This is a genomic window from Azospirillum cavernae (assembly GCF_003590795.1).
Taxonomy (GTDB): Bacteria; Pseudomonadota; Alphaproteobacteria; order Azospirillales; family Azospirillaceae; genus Azospirillum; species Azospirillum cavernae.
In genome coordinates this window covers 1,391,889-1,410,296 of record NZ_QYUL01000002.1, presented here as the reverse complement: position 1 = coordinate 1,410,296, position 18,408 = coordinate 1,391,889, and the positions used below count along the sequence as shown (strand labels likewise).

The 18,408-nt window shown below is 66.7% G+C and carries 14 protein-coding genes; 9 read left to right on the top strand and 5 right to left on the bottom strand.

Annotated features, from left to right (window positions below):
- The first annotated feature begins 195 nt into the window (after window positions 1-195).
- The 7 genes from D3877_RS18045 to D3877_RS18015 all read left to right on the top strand — a co-directional run bounded on the left by D3877_RS18045 (window position 196) and on the right by D3877_RS18015 (window position 6,662).
- A complete protein-coding gene (locus D3877_RS18045; protein ID WP_119832536.1) occupies window positions 196-969 on the top strand; it encodes an ABC transporter ATP-binding protein in 774 nt (257 codons plus the stop codon).
- Window positions 959-1,840 carry an ABC transporter permease gene (locus D3877_RS18040; protein WP_119832071.1) on the top strand — a complete coding sequence of 294 codons (882 nt, stop codon included), beginning with the start codon at window positions 959-961 and terminating at the stop codon, window positions 1,838-1,840. Before D3877_RS18045 ends, D3877_RS18040 begins: the two co-directional genes overlap by 11 nt.
- Window positions 1,837-3,021: an ABC transporter permease gene (locus D3877_RS18035; RefSeq protein ID WP_238474950.1), complete on the top strand. Its 1,185-nt coding sequence runs from the start codon at window positions 1,837-1,839 to the stop codon at window positions 3,019-3,021. Before D3877_RS18040 ends, D3877_RS18035 begins: the two co-directional genes overlap by 4 nt.
- 338 nt (window positions 3,022-3,359) lie before the next feature.
- Window positions 3,360-3,689 (top strand): hypothetical protein, encoded by a 330-nt coding sequence (locus tag D3877_RS18030; protein ID WP_119832070.1) that lies wholly within the window; start codon window positions 3,360-3,362, stop codon window positions 3,687-3,689.
- Between the two features lie 318 nt (window positions 3,690-4,007).
- A complete protein-coding gene (locus tag D3877_RS18025) occupies window positions 4,008-4,781 on the top strand; it encodes an ABC transporter ATP-binding protein (protein ID WP_119832069.1) in 774 nt (257 codons plus the stop codon).
- Entirely contained in the window at window positions 4,774-5,583 is an 810-nt protein-coding gene (locus tag D3877_RS18020) for an ABC transporter permease (protein WP_119832068.1), read from the top strand. The genes D3877_RS18025 and D3877_RS18020 overlap by 8 nt, the downstream gene beginning before the upstream one ends.
- A 44-nt stretch (window positions 5,584-5,627) precedes the next feature.
- On the top strand, window positions 5,628-6,662 hold the full coding sequence (locus D3877_RS18015; protein WP_119832067.1) for an ABC transporter substrate-binding protein: 1,035 nt from the start codon (window positions 5,628-5,630) through the stop codon (window positions 6,660-6,662).
- A gap of 49 nt (window positions 6,663-6,711) precedes the next feature.
- Here the strand turns inward: D3877_RS18015 and D3877_RS18010 are convergent, their stop codons facing one another.
- From D3877_RS18010 to D3877_RS17995, 4 genes are all read right to left on the bottom strand, one after another.
- Window positions 6,712-7,041: a peptidoglycan-binding domain-containing protein gene (locus D3877_RS18010; protein WP_119832066.1), complete on the bottom strand. Its 330-nt coding sequence runs from the start codon at window positions 7,039-7,041 to the stop codon at window positions 6,712-6,714.
- Window positions 7,042-7,159: 118 nt separating this feature from the next.
- Window positions 7,160-8,285 (bottom strand): peptide chain release factor 2 gene (prfB, locus tag D3877_RS18005; protein WP_119832065.1). Its coding sequence is split into 2 segments (ribosomal slippage): window positions 7,160-8,215 and window positions 8,217-8,285, totalling 1,125 coding nucleotides; the frame shifts between segments, so codons are not numbered across the junction.
- A gap of 110 nt (window positions 8,286-8,395) precedes the next feature.
- Entirely contained in the window at window positions 8,396-10,885 is a 2,490-nt protein-coding gene (locus D3877_RS18000) for a penicillin-binding protein 1A (protein WP_119832064.1), read from the bottom strand.
- A 232-nt stretch (window positions 10,886-11,117) separates the two neighbouring features.
- The gene (locus D3877_RS17995) at window positions 11,118-12,572 is read right to left on the bottom strand and encodes an N-acetylmuramoyl-L-alanine amidase (RefSeq protein ID WP_238474949.1); all 1,455 of its coding nucleotides are present in this window, start codon (window positions 12,570-12,572) and stop codon (window positions 11,118-11,120) included.
- Window positions 12,573-13,148: 576 nt separating this feature from the next.
- Between D3877_RS17995 and D3877_RS17990 the strand changes: the two genes are divergently transcribed.
- Together D3877_RS17990 and greB are read left to right on the top strand one after the other, a co-directional pair.
- Complete coding sequence (locus D3877_RS17990; RefSeq protein WP_119832062.1) at window positions 13,149-16,172, top strand: Rne/Rng family ribonuclease; 3,024 nt, start codon at window positions 13,149-13,151, stop codon at window positions 16,170-16,172.
- Between the two features lie 90 nt (window positions 16,173-16,262).
- Window positions 16,263-16,817 (top strand): transcription elongation factor GreB, encoded by a 555-nt coding sequence (gene greB, locus D3877_RS17985; RefSeq protein ID WP_119832534.1) that lies wholly within the window; start codon window positions 16,263-16,265, stop codon window positions 16,815-16,817.
- Between the two features lie 413 nt (window positions 16,818-17,230).
- Here greB and D3877_RS17980 read toward each other — a convergent pair whose 3' ends face one another.
- The gene (locus D3877_RS17980) at window positions 17,231-18,391 is read right to left on the bottom strand and encodes a pyridoxal phosphate-dependent aminotransferase (protein WP_119832061.1); all 1,161 of its coding nucleotides are present in this window, start codon (window positions 18,389-18,391) and stop codon (window positions 17,231-17,233) included.
- Window positions 18,392-18,408: the final 17 nt, after the last annotated feature.

Sequence of the window (18,408 nt, the reverse complement as noted above, 5' to 3'; positions counted from 1 at the left end):
GCTTTTCCCCGACGAATCAACCCTCTGGACGGCAAACCCCGCAGCGGTTGGGGACTCTGGCGTCGCGTCGGCGTCGGTGCTAGCGTGGCCGACACCCCCCACACCCGATCCGCGCAAAAAGGATCCCCCTCCGTGCACAGCCCGTCACCGCCCCACGCCAGCGGGGCGACCGTACGCCAAGCCCCCGCCGCGCCGATTGTTCAGGCCAAAAACCTGTCGCTGATCTACCCGACCGCCGACGGCAAGCCGGTCACGGCGTTGAGCGAGGTCAGCCTGACCATCGCCAAGGGCGATTTCGTCTCGCTGATCGGGCCGAGCGGCTGTGGCAAGACCACCCTGTTGCGCGTCATCGCCGACCTGGAGCGTCCCACCGCCGGAACCATCACGGTGGAGGGGCTGACGCCCGAACAGGCGCGGTTGAAACGGCTGTACGGCTATGTGTTCCAGGCCCCCGCCCTCTACCCCTGGCGGACGGTGGAGCGCAACGTCATGCTGCCGCTGGAGATCATGGGGCTGTCGCGCGCCGAACGGCAGGCCCGCGCGCGGGAGGAGTTGGGGCGGGTCGGGCTGGCCGGGTTCGAGCGGAAATTCCCCTGGCAATTGTCGGGCGGCATGCAGCAGCGCGCCTCCATCGCCCGCGCTTTGGCGTTGAAGCCCGATCTTCTGTTGATGGACGAGCCGTTCGGCGCGCTGGACGAAATCACCCGCGACCATCTGAACCTGCACTTGACGCAACTGTGGCGCGGCACCGGCAAGACTTGCGTCTTCGTCACCCACTCCATCGCCGAAGCGGTGTTCCTGTCCACCCGCATCGTGGTGATGAGTCCGCGCCCCGGTCGGATCCTCGACGTCATCGACTGCGACCTGCCGCGCGAGCGCACGTTGGACATCCGCGAATCGCCGGAATTCGCCGCCATCGCCCACCGCGTCCGCGACGGGCTGAAGGAAGGCCACAGCTATGACGATTAAGCGCGGGCTGTCCCCCTCCGTCCTTCCCGTCGCCACGATGACCGTGCTGCTGCTGGTCGTCTGGTACGCCGGAGCGGCGTGGCTCAATCTGCCGCAGGCCGAGGAGGCGTTGACGCGCGCGGGCAAGCCTTTTGGTTTCGCCGACCTGCTGACGCAGGCCTACAGCATGAAGCGCCCGATCCTGCCCACCCCCGACCAGGTGCTGACGGAGCTGTGGACCTCGCTGACGAGTTACGCGCCGACCAGCCCGCGCAATCTGCTGTTCCACGCCGGGGTGACGGCGCAGGCCGCCCTGACCGGGCTGGCGATGGGGGTGGTTCTCGGCACGCTGCTGGCGGTCGGCATCGTCTACACCCGCACGCTGGAAGCCAGCCTGCTGCCCTGGGTCATCGCTTCCCAAACCATTCCGATTTTGGCCATCGCGCCGATGATCGTCGTTATTCTGGGCAATCTGGGTTTCACCGGCCTGCTGCCCAAGGCGGTGATTTGCATGTATCTCTGCTTCTTCCCGATCACCGTCGGCATGGTCAAAGGGCTGCGGTCGGCGGATCCGCTGTGGCTGGACCTCATGCGGACCTATTCGGCGGGAGGCTTGCGCGCCTTCTGGTCGTTGCGGCTCCCGGCCTCCCTGCCCTTTCTGTTCACCAGCCTCAAGGTGTCGGTCGCCATCAGCGTGACCGGGGCCATCGTCGGCGAGTTGCCGACCGGCGGCCAAGCCGGTTTGGGCGCGCGGCTGCTGTCCGGGTCTTACTACGGACAGACCGTGCAGATTTGGGCGGCGCTGGTGATGGCGGCGCTGCTGTCGGTGCTGTTGATCGCCGTGGTGCGCGGCGTCGAGTTGGTCCTGCTGGGCCGGGGGGGAGCGCGATGAGCCAGACGACGAACGGGCCGGACAATGGACCGGGCAATGAGCTGGACAATGGCGCCTACCGGACCAGCCTGGGCGCGTCGGTTGATTGGGGGCTGCTGGCCCTGATCCTGCCGACCCTGGCGGCGCTGACCCAGCCGGTGGGAACGCTGAACGGCGAAACCCTGTCCTGGTTCGGCGGCTCCATGGCCCCGATGTTCCTGATCGGCGTCGTGCTGACGGTGGTGGGCGGGCGCACCGCCCCGTCGCGCCGCAAGGGCGCCTGGGTCGAGTTGGCGGGCGTCGTCATGGCGTGGCTGCTGCCGCTGCATCTGCTGAACGAGGGCGTCGATCTGTCGGCGGGCTGGGGGGTGTGGCTGTTCCTGATCGCCGCCATCCTGCTGCTGTGGCGGGTGTTGGGCGCGCTGTCCGCCGCGCCGGGCTGGACGCGGTCGGTCGTGGTGCCGGGCCTGTTCGGTCTGGGGCTGCTGGTCGCTTGGGAGGTTCTGGTCCGGGGCTTTCAGGTTCCCGCCATCCTGCTGCCCGCCCCCAGCCGGATCGCCGGGGCGCTGGCCCAGCACGCCCCGGTGCTGTGGGACGATTTCGGCCAGACGGTGCTGACCTCGGTCGTGCGCGGTTATGTGATGGGCTGCGGGGCGGGCTTCGCCGTGGCGATTCTGGCCGACCGCGTGCCCTTTCTGGCGCGCGGGCTGCTGCCGCTGGGCAACCTCGCCAGCGCCATCCCGGTGGTGGGCATCGCGCCGATCATGGTGATGTGGTTCGGCTTCGACTGGCCGTCGAAGGCGGCGGTCATTGTCGTCATGACCTTCTTTCCCATGCTCATCAACACGCTGGCCGGTCTGGCGAGCGCCGAGCGCATCCAGTTGGACCTGATGCGCTCCTACGGCGCGGGCTATGGCCGGACCTTGGTCAAGCTGCGGCTGCCCAACGCCCTGCCCTTTCTGTTCAACGGCTTGAAGATCAACTCCACCCTGGCGCTGATCGGCGCCATCGTCGCCGAGTTCTTCGGCACGCCGGTGGTCGGCATGGGGTTCCGCATCTCCACCGAGGTGGCGCGGATGAATCTCGACATTGTTTGGGCGACGATCACGGTGGCGGCGCTGACCGGATCGGGTTTCTACGGCGGCTTGGCCCTGCTGGAGCGGGCGACCACGGCCTGGCACCCATCCATGCGCCAACGCTGACCGGACCGGCCCCCAAAGCCGGGCGGTTTGCGCGCACTGCGGATCTCGAATGCGAAATCCGCGCGTTGCAAAATGCTGATGAATTCGCAAATTGCCGAGCATTCCGCGCTTTGCAGCGCGCGGATTTCGGGGTGCTTGGGACGGCGGCGCGGCGAAACCCTTGGTTTCCGGCGCGTCCAGCCTTCGCCATTCTGTTGGCACAACCATTGCTTTGATGATGGTCGTCGACCGTTGCAGCGAGCGCATCGGTCGGCGTGTTTCCTCCGGGTACTTGAGCCGACCGCGATTCCCCTCTGCGCGGTCGGTTCTTTCTCGGGCTTCGTTCGGGAGGTCGCGCGATGGGTCAGGTGATCGTTCTCAAGCATGTCCGTCTGGCCAAGGCGTTCCAGGCCATCGAGTCGGCGGCCTATTCGCTGGACGGCGAACTGCATTCCCTGCGCGCGCTCAGCGCCGCCGGACTGCCCGACTTCCCCGAGGAAGCCGCCATGCTGCGCGCCTATGTGCGCACGCTGACCGTGCTGTTGCAGGCGATGACCCCGGACGAGGTCGAGGACGCGGGCCTGAGTGACCGCCACGCCAAGGCCGAGGCGACGGTGGCCCGCTGCGCCGCCAATTTGAAAGCCTTCACCCCGACCATCCACCCGGCCGCGCGCGGCGGCGCCGCGTAAGGTCGGCAAAGCTGTCCGCTCCGCCGGTCAGTCTTTCCGTCCCACTGTCCAAAACCGCACACAGTCGGCGCGGCCTTCCGTGTCAAAAATGGCGGAAATCCGCCATTTTCTCCGCTCCTCGCCTCATGGCACGCGCCTTGCGTTCTCTTGCGCCAGGATTGTTGCGGGTCTTCCGTGGACAATTCCTCCAAAGCGCCTTGCCAGCCGCGTCACGCGGCTGGTCCTTTGCTTTGGTTCGTCATACGCACCTATGCGTCAGCCTTGATTGCGCTATAGTGCCGCCCTTCCTCCGGGAACCGGAACGACCGCAAGGGCGCGATGCGACTGCTCATTTCCCAACTGACCCATCGTTACGACGATCTGACCGTGCTCGACGGCGTTGATCTGGCGCTGAACGAGGGCGAGGTGCTGGCGGTCATCGGCCCCAGCGGTTGCGGCAAATCCACCCTGCTGGGCATCGCCGGAGGCATCGTCGCCCCCACGGCGGGGCGGGTGTCGGTCGATGGGCCGGTTCCCGACGGCTGCCTGAACCCAATCACCTTCATCTTTCAGGATTTCGCCCTGCTGCCCTGGCGGACGGTGGAGGACAACGTCGCCCTGGCGCTGGAGCATCACCCCCTGCCCGCCGCCGAACGGCGCGAGCGGGTGAATGATGGTCTGCGCCGCATGGGGCTGGAGGAGTTCCGCAAGGCCCTGCCCAAGCAATTGTCCGGCGGGATGCGCCAGCGGGTCGGCATCGCCCGCGCGCTGGCCGTGCGCCCGGCCATGCTGCTGCTGGACGAGCCGCTGTCCGCCCTCGACGCCCAAACGCGCGAGCTGCTGATGGATGATTTCCTCGCTCTGTGGCGGCGGGAAAAAACGACGGCGCTTTACGTCACCCACAATCTGGACGAGGCGCTGCGGCTGGCCGACCGGGTGGTGGTGTTGAGCCGCCGTCCGGGCCGCATCCGCGAGATCGTCACCATCGAAGAGCCGCGCGACCGCCGCCTGGAGGCCTCCGCCCAAGCCCATCTGGCCGAGGTGCGCGCCCGGCTGTGGACCTTGATGAAGGCCGAAGCCCAGATGGCCGACCGGGAGATCGCCCGTGCTTGATTCACAGACCACCCTCGCCGCCCCCCAGCCCGTGCGCTTTCGCGGCGGCGGCTTCACCGTGCGCCGTCACCCCTGGGCGGCGCTGGCCGCCTTCGTCCTGCTGATCGGCCTGTGGGAAGGGGCGAGCCGCCTTGGCTTGGCCAGCCCGCTGTTCCTGCCGCCGCCCAGCGCGGTCGGCGCGGCGCTGGCCGGGATGATCCTCGACGGTTCGCTGTGGCTGAACCTGAAAGCCTCGCTGCTGCGGATCGGGGTTGGCTGGAGTTTGGGAACGCTGGGCGGCATGATCGTTGGTTTCGCCATGGGCATCGGATCGCTGGCGCGCGCCGTCGGCGTGCCGCTGGTGTCGGCCTTTTTCCCGATTCCAAAAATCGCCCTGCTGCCGCTGTTCATCCTGTGGTTCGGCATCGGCGAACCGTCGAAATTCGCCACCATCGGCTTTGGCGTCTTCTTCCCCACGGTCATCGCCACCTACAGCGCCATCGATTCGGTGCCGCGCAACCTGATCCGCATGGCGCAGAGCTTCGGCCTGCCCTGGCGGTCAATCCTGCGCTCCATCGTCTTGCCGGGGGCGCTGCCGGGCATTCTGGCCGGGTTCCGCATCACCGCCTCCATCGCCTTGATTCTGGTGGTCGCCGCCGAGATGATCGGCGCGGAATACGGCATCGGCGCCTTCGTGCTGATGGCGGGCAACCTGATGCAGACCGACACGCTGCTGGCGGGCGTTCTGGTGATGTCCGCCCTGGGGCTGACCATCGGCACGCTGCTGTCGGTTCTGGAGCGCCGCCTGCTGGTCTGGCGCTGAGCCGCCCCCAACCAACCAAAAAACTTTCGGAGAGGAACCCGACCATGACGTTTGCAAGCTGGACCCGGCGCGCCGTGTTGGGCGCCGCCGCCGCGACCCTGGCCACCGCCGTGCTGCCCGCCACGACCGTGCCCGTTCAGGCCCAGAGCCTGGACAAGGCGACCGTCGGCGTGCTGGCGCTGTCCTCCTCCGGCCCGATCTTCATCGCCAAGGCCAAGGGGTATTTTGAGCGCGAGGGGTTGGACGTCACCCTGTCGATGTTCACCTCGGCCCAACAGGTGCCGGTGGCCGTCGCCTCGGGCGACGTGGATTTCGGCGTCACCGGCCTGACGGCGGGCTTCTACAACCTCGCCGCCAAGGGCGCGATCACCATGATCGCCGCGCAGAGCCGCGACGAGCCGGGCTTTCCGCTCAGCGCCTATGTGGCGACCAACGCCGCCCACGCCGCCGGGCTGACCAAGCCGTCGGAGTTGAAGGGCAAGCGCATCGCCATCACCACCATCGGCTCCACCTTTCATTACATGATCGGCATTCTCGGCCAGAAATACGGCTTCACGGTCAAGGACGTGACCATGGTGCCGTTGCAGGACGTGCCGAAGATGGTCGCCGCCTTCAAGGGCGGTCAGGTGGACGCCATCCTCGCCCCCTCCACCGTCGCCCGCCAGTTGGCAGCCGACGGGGCCGGGCAAATCCTGGGTTGGGCGGGCGATGAAACGCCCTGGCAGTTGGGCGCGCTGTTCACCGGCCCGAAGACCATCCAGACCCGCCGCCCGGTCGTTGAGAAGTTCGTCCGCGCCTACAAGACGGCGCTGGCCGAATACCACGCGGCTTTCAACGTGAAAGACTCGTCGGGCGCGCTGGTCAAGGGGCCGGGGTACGACGCGCTGCTGACGATCATCGCCGACGCGACCAAGCAGAAGCCGGAAATCGTCACCGCCGGTCTGCCCTACGTCGATCCCAACGCCAAGCTGCTGATCGACGACGTGGTCAATCAGGTGAAGTTCTGGCAATCGGAAGGCCAAGTGGACAAGACGCTCGACGCCAAATCCATCATGGATTTGAGCTTCATCGGCCAGTGATTCGCCTGTTTCCGTCCTCTCCCGCTTTGGGAGAGGACGGAAAGGGCCGTCACCGCCGCTTGCTGGCGTAGATCTTCGGCTGCACGAAGTTCAAATGGTCGAGCAGTTCCTTGCTGACGCAGCCGTCCACCGGCAGCTTGGCGGCGCGCTGGTAGGCGCGGATGGCCGATCCGGTCTGTCCCCCGGCCTTGCCGTCCACCTTGCCCGCCCTGAAGCCATGCTCGTTCAACGCCTCCTGCACCCCGGAGACGTAGGTCTTGAACATCTCCGGCGGCATGCTGCCCGCCCCGCAGGACGCGGCGAAGGCGGGCGCGGCGACGGTCAACGGCCCAACCACGCACGGGACCGCAAGCAAGGCGATGAGCAAAGGGCGGATCATGGTCGAACGCTCCCGATTTTGAACAGAACACAGACCACCAACGCGCCGGGCGGCGATTCCATTCCGCGCCGCGCAGAAAAAAGCCCCTCTCCTTTGGGAAGGAGAGGGGCTTTTGTCATCAACCCTCCAGATCCTCGTCGAGCTGCCCCTTGATCCGGGCGGCCAGCGCCGCCTCCAGGAAGGGGTCGAGCGCGCCGTCGAGCACCGCCTGACTTTGCGAGGTCTCCACACCCGTCCGCAAATCCTTCACCATTTGATAGGGGTGCAGGACGTAGGAACGAATCTGGTGGCCCCAACCAATGTCCGTCTTGGTCGCTTCCAGGGCGGCGGCGGCGTCCTCGCGGATCTTCAGTTCCCGCTCGTACAGGCGGGCGCGCAGCATGTCCCACGCCTTGGCGCGGTTCTTGTGCTGGGACCGCTCCTGCTGGCAGCTCACCGCGATGTTGGTGGGCAAGTGGGTGATGCGGACCGCCGAGTCGGTCTTGTTGATGTGCTGACCGCCGGCGCCGGACGCGCGGTAGGTGTCGATCCGGCAATCCTTCTCGTTGATCTCGATGTCGATCTTGTCGTCGATCACCGGCGACACCGAAACGGCGGAGAAGCTGGTCTGACGTCGCGCCTGGCTGTCGAACGGGCTGATGCGCACCAGACGGTGCACCCCGGCTTCGGTCTTCAGCCAGCCATAAGCGTTGTGGCCCTTGATCTGAACGGTGGCGGATTTGATCCCGGCTTCTTCACCGGCGCTCTCTTCCAACCATTCGGACTTGAAGCCGTGCTGTTCAGCCCAACGGGTGTACATGCGGACCAGCATCAACGCCCAATCCTGCGCCTCGGTGCCGCCCGCTCCGGCGTTCACTTCGACGTAGCAATCGTTGGCGTCGGCCTCGCCCGACAGCAGGCTTTCCAACTGGAGCTTGGCGGCGCGTTCGCGCAGGGCGTAGAGCTGGGATTCGGCGTCGGCGACCACCGTCGCGTCCTCTTCCATCTCGCCCATCTCGATCAGCTCCAGGCTGTCGGACAGGTCGCGCTCCAACGCCCGATACCCCGTGACCGAGGTTTCAAGCTGGGTGCGCTCGCGCATGATGGTTTGGGCGCGGTTGGGATCGTCCCAAAGTTTGGGATCCTCCGCCAGATTGTTCAGTTCGTCGAGACGACGCAGCGCGTTATCCCAGTCAAAGATGCCTCCTCAGCAGCGCCAGCGATTCTCTAATCTCGCCAGCGGCCGCTTCGATCTCGGCCCGCATGGCGGCGCCTCCTCGTGTGCCTAGAGTTGAAACAATGTCGGGTGCATGTGTAGCGGCTTGGCCGCCCGCATGCACCCTCTTTCCTCGGCGGGTTTCCCCGTCGGAAACGCTCAATACAGCCCGCCGGTCCCCTGCGCCGCCGCCGCTGGCGGGGCCGCGCCCGCCGACGGGTCGAGCGGGGCGGACGGATCGCCGATCACCGTCGGGCTGGCGTTGGCCGACCCATCCAGCACGATTTGCGGTCGATCCGGGTTCGGTTCGGTGCCGGGCAGGAAGGCTTCCCAAATCGCCTTGCGGTCGCCGGGCTGGGCCAACTGGCCGTTGGCCGGATTGACCCGCACCAGACGCAGGCCGGGCGGCACCCGGAAGGGGGTCGCCGGGCGGTCTTTCAACGCCTCCGTCATCACCTCCTTGAAGACCGGAACCGCCGCCGATCCGCCGGTTTCGTGCGATCCCAGCGAGCGCGGTTGGTCGAAGCCGATGTAGGTGCCGACCACCAGATCGGGGGAGAAGCCCATGAACCACGCGTCGTTGCTGTCGTTGGTGGTGCCGGTCTTGCCCGCCAGCGGCTTGCCAAGCGACAGCAGCGCCGTCGCCGTGCCGCGCTGAACCACGCCCTCCAGGATCGACACGATCTGATAGGCGGTGCGCGGGTCGTTGATCTGTTCGCGGTTGTCGGGAATCGCGGGCGTCGTCAACCCATCGCGCCAAGCGGGCGCGGCGCAATTGGCGCAGGGCCGGGTGTCGTGACGGAAAATGGTCTTGCCGTTGCGGTCCTGGATGCGGTCGATGAAGGTCGGCACAACCCGCTTGCCGCCGTTGGCGAGCATCGCGTAGGCGGTGGACAAACGCAGCACCGTGGTTTCGCCGGCGCCCAGCGCCATCGGCAAATAGGGGTGCAAATTGTCCGTAATGCCGAATTTTTCGACCAGCGCCTTCACCTTGTCCATGCCGATGTTCTGGGCCAGACGCACGGTCATGACGTTGCGCGACTTCTCAATGCCGACGCGCAGCGGCGTCGGACCATAGAACTGGCCGCTGTAATTTTCCGGCCGCCAGATCGGTTGCCCGCCGCCGGGGTTGAACTCAAACGGCGCGTCCATCACCAGGGTGGACGGCGTCAGCCCTTGGTTCAGCGCGGTCAGATAGACGAAGGGCTTAAAGGACGAACCGGGTTGCCGCATCGCCTGGGTGGCGCGGTTGAACACGCTCATGTGCGGGGAAAAACCCCCGACCATCGCCAGCACGCGGCCCGTGTGCGGATCCAGCGCGACCAAGCCGCCCTGCACCGCCGGGATTTGCCGCAGCGCGTAGTAGCTGCCGGACGGCAAATCCTTGCCCTTCTCGTCCTTGCCGTTGGTCGGCTCGACCAGCAGCAGATCGCCCAGCTTGGCGACGTCCGACGGCTTGCGGACCGTCGGGCCAAGCGCGTCGTCGTCCTTGAAGGCGCGCGCCCAGCGCAGCTCGCTCATCGGGATCTTGCCGCGCGCGCCATCGACCAAACCGATGTCCAGCCCGTCGGCCAGATCGTCCTTCAGCACGACCGCCAGCTTCCAACCCTCGCTGCCCGCCGGGGGCGCGATGGCGGCGAGCTTCTTCGGCCACGCGTCAAAGCTGTCCATCTTGCCGACCGGGCCGCGCCAGCCATGGCGGCGGTCATAGGCCACCAGACCATCCCGCAGCGCCTTGGTCGCCACGGTCTGAAGCTGCGGATCCATCGAGGAGCGCACCGACAGCCCGCCCTCATACAGCGCCTGTTCGCCATAGAGCTTGACCAGCTCGCGCCGGACCTCTTCGGCGAAATACTCCGCCGTCACCATGTCCTGCTCGTCACGCTTGCGCACCACCAGCGGCTTGGCCTGGGCGGCGCGGGCCTCTTCCGCCGTGATGTAGCCGTCTTCGGCCATGCGCCCGATCACCCAATTGCGCCGGGCGACCGCCGCGTCGCGCTGGCGTTCGGGGTGGTAGTTGCTGGGCGCCTTGGGCAGGGCCGCCAGATAGGCGACCTCCTCGATCTCCAACTCGTCCAACGCCTTGTTGAAATAATTCAGCGCCGCCGCCGCCACGCCGTAAGACCGGAAGCCCAGGAAGATCTCGTTGAGATACAGCTCCATGATGCGGTCCTTGGTGAAGGCCCGCTCGATGCGGACCGCCAGGATCGCTTCCTTGATCTTGCGGGCGAAAGACACCTCGTTGGTCAGCAGCATGTTCTTGGCGACCTGCTGCGTGATCGTGCTGGCGCCGACCGGGCGACGGTCGCGCCCCAGATTTTCGACGTTCATCAGCACGGCGCGCAGGACGCCGGTCGGATCGACGCCCTTGTGCTCGTAGAAATTTTTGTCCTCGGCGGACATGAAGGCGTTGACGACCCGGCGCGGCATCGCGTCCATCGGCACGAAGACCCGCCGTTCCGACGCGAATTCAGCCAGAAGCCGCCCGTCGCCCGCATGGACGCGGGTCGTCACCGGCGGCTGGTAATTGGCCAGCTTGGTGTAATCCGGCAAATCCTGGTTGTAATGGTCGAGCAGGAAAACCAGCCCGCCGGCGCCAGCCAGCGCCAGCATCACCAAACCCATCAGCAGAGACAGAAGAAGGCGCATGACCAATCCCAAGAAGACCGACGAGGAACACCGTCCGCAAACAACAAAACGGGCGCTCGCGTTCCGCAACGGTTGAAAAACCGCCGCAACCCGCTTTGGAGCACCCCATAAGACGCCGCATCCTATCACCATGCGGCCCGGATGCGCGCCCCCATTCCCGACATGCCAGGACAATGTGTCACGCAGAGGGCAGAGGGTTTATCGAACCGATGGCGCTCGCCACCGGCGCCAATCACCGCGCCTTGGCGCCGCTCAGCCATTTGAAATAGGCGTCGATGGTGCGGGCCAGCGCCCGGCCCAGCTTTTCGCGGTGGTCGGCGGTGGTCAGCAGGCTGGCGTCCTGGCGGCTCGACAGATAGCCCATCTCGATGAGGGCCGACGGCACGTCGGGCGCGGTCAACACGGCGAAACCGGCCTGCCGGTGCGGCTTGCTGGGAATCAGCTTCACCTCGCGCCCGAGATGCTCCAGAGCGAATTTGGCGAAGCGTTTGGAGTGGTTCATCGTGTCGCGCTGGGCCAGATCAATCAGGATGCTGGCGACCAGAGCATTCTCACCCGACAAATCCAACCCAGCGATGGCGTCGGCGCGGTTTTCCTTGGCGGCCAACATTTCCGCCTCGCGGTCGGACGCCTTGTCGGAGAGAGTGTAGATCGACAGGCCGCGCATCTCGCCGCTGCCGATGCTGTCGGCGTGCAGGGAAATGAACAGGTTCGCCTCGGCCTCACGCGCGATCGCCACCCGGTCGCGCAAGCGGACAAACACATCCTTGTCACGGGTCAGCCGCACGCGGTAGCGGCCCGTCGCCTCCAACTGGCGTTTGGCCTCGCGGGCGGCGGCCAGCGTGATGTCCTTTTCATGCAGACCGCCCACGCCGATGGCGCCGGGGTCGGGGCCGCCATGGCCGGGATCCAGCACGATCAACGGCTTTTCCAGCAGAGACGGCGCCTTTGGCGCAGGCGACACCGGAACAGTCAGGCTTGGCGCGGTCATCGGCAGCGCGGCGGGGATCATCTGGGCAGGCGGCGAAGCCGACGGAGGTTCGGCGGGCGCCGACGGCGGCGCGGACAGGGCCAGCCCCGGCGCGGCCTCCCCCTTGCCCTCGCTCTTGGTGGTCCGTTCGGTCGGGCGTTTCGGTTCGGGCGGAGCGGCGGCGGCCAGCCGCTGAAACTCAACGGGCGAGGCGCGCTCCAGATCCAGGACGAAGCGCGATTGATGCCCGTCGCGCGGCGGGATCATGTAGGCCTCGCGCACCTTGGCGGGGCCGACCGTCTCGAAGGTGACGCGCAGGGCGCCAGGCGTCGGGGTGGAATAGCGGTAGCGGGCGACGATGCCCTTGCCCTCCATCGGCACCGCCCCGCCCGACCAAACCAGATCGGGCAGATCGACGATGATCCGGTAGGGGTTGGCCTGCGCCGTCACCGTGAAGGAAACCGTGTCGCTGAGTTCCAGCACGAAGCGCGTCTTGTCGGGATGAATCCCCAGTCGGGCGTCCACCACCGCCGCCTTGGCCGACGGCGTCGGCGACGGCAAAAAGGCCGTGGTCTGCGCCCGCGCCGCGCCGCCCGCGCCCGAAGCCGCCAGAACCGTCACCGCCAGCAGCAGCCCGCCGAACGCGCGCGCGGCGACCCGCCGCCCGCCACGGGCGACGCGCTGAAGACGGGACAGAAGGGGGGACGGACGCTCCACAAGGCACCGGGTTCGACATCGCTCCCCCCAGCTATAGCCAGCCCCGCCGACCGTCTCAACGTGGACGACGGCGCGGGGCGTGAATTTCACGCCGACGCGCCGTTCCTGCAACACCGGGCGGGCGCGCCGTCGGTCCCGACTCGAAGAAGCCTCATCCCTGCGAATCGTCATATTTCCGCGTTGTGCAAGCCGGATCTCTTGTCTATGGTATCGCTGCGACAAACCGCAATTCGCCAGTTCCTCGAACCGACGCCGTTTCGATCATCCGATCAAGGCCCATGGTTCAAGGATTTGCGGCGTCGCCCGCGAGCAACAGGCTCCGACCGGCAACCAAGCCGGACGTCTGTCGTTGGGTGACGCGTTCGGATTGCCGGTGAGAGGACGAAACCTCGAAGCTGGTTGCGGCCGCAAGGCCGCCGCCCGGCGCTTGTCGACCGACCCGTCCTGGCTGCTTTTATCAGCGCCGTTCGACGGCGCCGGTCCCTGCGCCGCACGCTTCGCCCACAACAGACGATGCCTCCAGGCGGCCCTGTCGGTCGCGCGGGTCAGCCGGGATCGCGTCGTTGAGGAACGTGTATGGCCAAGCGCATGCTGGTGGACGCCACGCACCCGGAAGAAACCCGGGTCGCCGTGGTGAGTGGGAATCGGCTGGAAGAACTCGATTTTGAGATCGCCAGCCGCAAGCAGTTGAAGGGCAACATCTACCTCGCGAAAGTCACGCGGGTTGAGCCTTCGCTTCAGGCGGCCTTTGTGGAGTATGGCGGCAACCGCCACGGCTTCCTCGCCTTCTCGGAAATTCATCCCGACTATTACCGCATCCCGGTCGCCGACCGCGAAGCGCTTCTGGCTGAAGAGCGCCGCCTGGACGAACAGGCCGAGGCGCGCGCCGAAGCCGCCGCCGACGGCGCCGTGATGGCCGAGCCGGTGCGCCCTGAGCAGGTGATCGACGAATCCTCGCCGATGCCCTCGCCCATCGCGCCGGAGTCGGGCGACAACGACGCGATGAGCGCCGAAGGCTTCGACGACAGCAATGGCCATGGCGACGACGTCGCCCCGCCGGAAAACCCCGACGTGCTGGGCGGCGACGAAGAGGAAGAGGTCGAGGAGGTTCAACGCCGCCGCGCCCGTCCGCTGCGCAGCTACAAGATCCAAGAGGTCGTCAAGCGCCGCCAGGTCATGCTGGTCCAGGTGACGAAGGAAGAGCGCGGCAACAAGGGCGCCGCGCTGACCACCTACCTGTCCCTGCCGGGCCGCTACTGCGTGCTGATGCCCAACACCGGGCGGGGCGGCGGGATTTCCCGCAAGATCACCAACCCGGCGGATCGCAAGCGCCTGAAGGAAATTCTGTCCGATCTGGACATTCCCGACGGCATGGCGGTCATCCTGCGCACCGCCGGTCTGGAGCGGTCCAAGCCGGAGATCAAGCGCGATCTGGAATATTTGCTGCGTCTGTGGGACGACATCCGCGAACAAACGCTGAAGTCGTCGGCGCCCTGCCTCATCTATGAAGAGGCGAACCTCATCAAGCGGTCGATCCGCGACCTCTACGCCGCCGACATCGACGAGATTTGGGTCGAGGGCGAGGCCGGGTTCCGCACGGCGCGCGAGTTCATGGGCATGCTGATGCCCGGCCACACCCGCCGCGTGCAGCAATACCGCGACGACACGATCCCGCTGTTCCACCGTTATCAGGTGGAAACGCAGATCGACGCCATCCACAGCCCGGTGGTCCAGCTTCGCTCCGGCGGCTACATCGTCATCAACCCGACCGAGGCGCTGGTTTCCATCGACGTCAATTCCGGGAAATCGACCCGCGAACGCAACATCGAGGAAACCGCCTACAAGACCAATCTGGAGGCCGCCGACGAGGTGGCGCGCCAGTTGCGTCTGCGCGATCTGGCCGGTCTGATCGTCATCGACTTCATCGACATGGAAGAGGCGCGCAACAACGCCTCGGTCGAACGTCGGATGAAGGAGGCGATGAAGAACGACCGGGCGCGCATCCAGCTTGGCCGGATCTCCGCCTTTGGTCTGTTGGAGCTGTCGCGTCAGCGTCTGCGCCCGTCGCTGTTGGAAACCAACTTCGAGCGTTGCCCGCACTGCTCGGGCACCGGCGTCATCCGCTCCGTCGAATCGGCGTCGCTGCACATCCTGCGCGCCATCGAGGAAGAGGGCATCCGCAAGCGGTCGGCCGAGATCACCATCTATGTGCCGACGCAAATCGCGCTCTACATCCTCAACCAGAAGCGCGCCGAACTGACCAAGATCGAGGAGCGTCACGGCTTCCACGTCATGGTTCAGGCCGACGACACGCTGATCGCCCCCGATCACCGGCTGGAGCGCAACCGCGCCCGTCTGCCGGACGAGGATGGTCCGCTGGTCAGCGCCGACCGCGCGATGGCCGAAACCGACCGCGCGCTGGCCGCCGAGCCGGTTGAGGAGATCGTCGAAGAGGTCGAGGCCGTCGAAACGGTCGAGACCGAGGACGAGGCCGACGTCGCCGCCCCCGAGGGCGTGGCGGAAACCGCCGAGGCCGCCGAACGCCGCCGCCGTCGCCGTCGCCGCCGTGGCCGTGGCCGTGGCGAACGCGAGGATGGCCGTGGCGAGACCGTCGCCGACGGCGAGTCCGACGAGGTTGACGGCGAGACCGCCGACGTCGAAGGCGAGACCGCCGACGAGGCCGCCGAACTGCCCGCCGCCATCCCGACCGACATTGTCAGCGACGTCGAGAATGACGGCGAAGGCGATGAGGACGAGGACGGCGACGACGAGGGTGGCGACGAGGCGAACGACCGCAACGCGGACGGTCGCAAGAAGCGTCGGCGCGGCAAGCGCGGTGGCCGTCGGCGGACCCGTCGCGACGGCTCGGAGATCACGGATGAGGCGGTGTCCGCCGAAACCGCGACCGACGACGAGACCGACGCCGAAGCTTCGGTTGCCGTGCCCCCGGTTGCGGTGGCCCCCGTGCCGGAAGTGATCGACTTCGACGAAATCCTCGCCCCGGCCAATGAAGCTCCGGTCGCGGTGGTGAACGAGGCTCCGGCCCCGGTCGTTGTTGACGAGGCCCCGGCGAAGAAGCCCGCCCGTAAGCGCAAGACCGCCGCAGACGCGCCGGTCGAAGCTCCGGCGGCGGTGGTGGACGAGGCCCCCAAGGGACGCCGCAAGGCGGCCGCCAAGGCCGCCGAAGCCCCGGTCGCCCAAGCCCCGGTCGCCGAAGAGGCCCCGGCCAAGAAGGCTCCGGCCCGCAAGCGCAAGACCGCCGTCGAGGCGCCGGTTGACGCTCCGGCGGCGGTGGTTGACGAGGCTCCGGCCCCCAAGGGACGCCGCAAGGCTCCCGCCAAGGCCGCCGAGGCCCCCGTCGCCGATGCGTCCATCGCCGAAGAGGCTCCGGCCAAGAAGGCTCCGGCCCGCAAGCGCAAGACCGCCGTCGAGGCGCCGGTCGAAGCTCCGGCGGCTCCGGCAGCGGTTGAGGTTCCGGCAGTCGAGGCTCCGGCCCCGGCTCCGGTGGTGGAAGCGCCGGTGGTCCAAACCCCGGCTGCTGAAGCCCCCGCCGCTGACGCTCCCGCCGAAAAGACCCGTCGGGGTTGGTGGCGGCGCTAAGCCAAACGGCGAAAGCCCATGAGTGAGGAAAAGGCGCCGAAAGGCGCCTTTTCCGTTTCCCCCGTCCCGCTCTGTTTGTCAGGTCCGATCATGAGCAAGGCGTTCACCCGCGAGAACGACAACCCCGACGACGACGACGATCTCGAAGAGCCGCAACCGCTGCCCAAGGGTCTGAAAAACTACATGACCCCGCCGGGCTTCCAGCGCATGCAGGAGGAGTTGCGCCACCTGCTGCGCGTCGAACGCCCGAAGGTGGTTGAGGTGGTGTCCTGGGCGGCGGGCAACGGCGACCGCTCCGAGAATGGTGATTATCTCTATGGCAAGAAGCGGCTGCGCGAGATCGACCGCCGCATCCGCTTTCTCAACAAACGGCTGGAATCGGCCAGCGTGGTCAACCCGCAGGACCAGAAGAACCGCGAACAGGTCTTTTTCGGGGCGACCGTGACCTACGCCCGCGAGGATGATTCGGAAAACACCGTCACCATCGTCGGCGTGGACGAGGTCGATTCCGACCACGGCCACATCAGTTGGATCTCCCCCATCGCCCGCGCCCTGCTGAAAGCCCGCGAAGGCGACGTGGTCGAGGTGCGGACCCCGGCGGGGGTGGAAAAACTGGAAGTCTTGGAGATCCGTTACGCCGGGTGAGGTGGGAGAGTGTTCGTCACCCGGTCTGTACATGACTGAATCGGTGGGGGTTTGACACCGATGAACACCGATAAACACAGATTATGGATGAACACAGACTGTTCCGCGCTTGGGTGAGCGTCGCCAATCCGGCAACCACTCATCACCGTTCATCGGTGTCCATCTGTGTTCATCGGTGTCAAAAAATCCCTCTCCCATCATCAGGTGTTTATCACCCGGTCCATCCATGACTGGATCGGTGAGGGTTTGACACCGATGAACACAGATAAACACAGATTTTTGATGAACCCGGACTGTTCTGCGCTTGGGTGAGCGCCCGCCCATCCGGCGACCACTCACCCCCCATTCATCTGTGTTTATCTGTGTTCATCGGTGTCAAAAAAATCCCTCCCCCATCAGCGCTTCACAAGCCTCTAACGCCGACTCCACGCGATCAGCCGCCGCGCCGCTTCGGCGATGGTCGCTTCCGATCCGGCGAAGCTGAAGCGCAGGAAGCGGCGTCCGCGCGCCGGGTCGAAATCGATGCCCGGCGTGCAGGCGATTCCGGTGTCTTCCAGGATTTGCTTGGCCAACGCCTCGCTGTCATCGGTCATCGCCGACACGTCGGCGTAGATGTAGAACGCGCCGTCCGCCGGGGCAAGATTGCTGAATCCGGCCTTCGGCAGCTCTTCCAGCAGCAGCGCCCGGTTGCGGGCGTAGCGGGCGATGTGGCCCTCCAACTCCTCGGTGCAGGCGAAGGCTTCGACCGCCGCGATCTGGCTGATGGTGGGGGCCGAGATGAACAGGTTCTGCGCCAGACACTCGACCGAACGGATCAGATCGTCCGGCACGATCATCCAGCCCAGCCGCCAGCCCGTCATCGAGAAGTATTTCGAGAAGCTGTTGACCACCAAGGCCTGCTCGTTGATCTCCGCCGCCGTCACCGCGTCGGTTCCATAGGTCAGGCCGTGATAGATCTCGTCCGACACCATGCGCACGCCGTTGGCCTTGCACCAGTCGGACAGCGCGGTCAGCTCTTCGCGGCTCAGCATCGTGCCGGTCGGGTTGGCCGGGCTGGCGACGATCAGGCCCTGCACCGGCGGGTCAAGCTGTTCCAGCAACGCGATGGTCGGCTGGAAGCGGTGCTCCGGCCCGGTCGGCAGTTCGACCGGCTCCACCCCGATGGCGGTCAGCGTGTGGCGGTAGGCCGGATAGCTGGGCGAGGCCATCGCCACCCGGTCGCCCGGATCGAACGCCGCCAAAAAACCGAGCTGGAACGCCCCCGACGAGCCGGTGGTGACGACCACCCGGCTCTCCGGCACGGCGACGCCGTAGCGGTCCCGATACCATTGGGCGATGGCGGCGCGCAGCGGCGGGATGCCCAGCGCCCCGGTGTAGCCCAGCGGATCGCCGCCCGCCAGCAGCGACGCGGCCTTGTCCAGCACCGCTTTCGGCGCGCCGGTGGAGGGCTGGCCAACCTCCATGTGCAACACCTCGCGCCCGGCGGCCTCCCGCTCGGCGGCGGCGCGCATCACTTCCATGACGAAAAAGGGCGGAATCGCGCCCCGTTTGGAGACTTTCGGCTGCTTGCTCATTCTCATTCGTCTCTGCA

Excerpts from the sequence above, each read along its gene's own strand:
- D3877_RS18040 (WP_119832071.1), top strand. The coding sequence starts at position 959 with ATGACGATTAAGCGCGGGCTGTCCCCCTCCGTCCTTCCCGTCGCCACG.
- D3877_RS18035 (WP_238474950.1), top strand. The coding sequence starts at position 1,837 with ATGAGCCAGACGACGAACGGGCCGGACAATGGACCGGGCAATGAGCTG.
- D3877_RS18030 (WP_119832070.1), top strand. The coding sequence starts at position 3,360 with ATGGGTCAGGTGATCGTTCTCAAGCATGTCCGTCTGGCCAAGGCGTTC.
- D3877_RS18025 (WP_119832069.1), top strand. The coding sequence starts at position 4,008 with ATGCGACTGCTCATTTCCCAACTGACCCATCGTTACGACGATCTGACC.
- D3877_RS18015 (WP_119832067.1), top strand. The coding sequence starts at position 5,628 with ATGACGTTTGCAAGCTGGACCCGGCGCGCCGTGTTGGGCGCCGCCGCC.
- D3877_RS18010 (WP_119832066.1), bottom strand. The coding sequence starts at position 7,041 with ATGATCCGCCCTTTGCTCATCGCCTTGCTTGCGGTCCCGTGCGTGGTT.
- D3877_RS18000 (WP_119832064.1), bottom strand. The coding sequence starts at position 10,885 with ATGCGCCTTCTTCTGTCTCTGCTGATGGGTTTGGTGATGCTGGCGCTG.
- D3877_RS17990 (WP_119832062.1), top strand. The coding sequence starts at position 13,149 with ATGGCCAAGCGCATGCTGGTGGACGCCACGCACCCGGAAGAAACCCGG.
- greB (WP_119832534.1), top strand. The coding sequence starts at position 16,263 with ATGAGCAAGGCGTTCACCCGCGAGAACGACAACCCCGACGACGACGAC.
- D3877_RS17980 (WP_119832061.1), bottom strand. The coding sequence starts at position 18,391 with ATGAGCAAGCAGCCGAAAGTCTCCAAACGGGGCGCGATTCCGCCCTTT.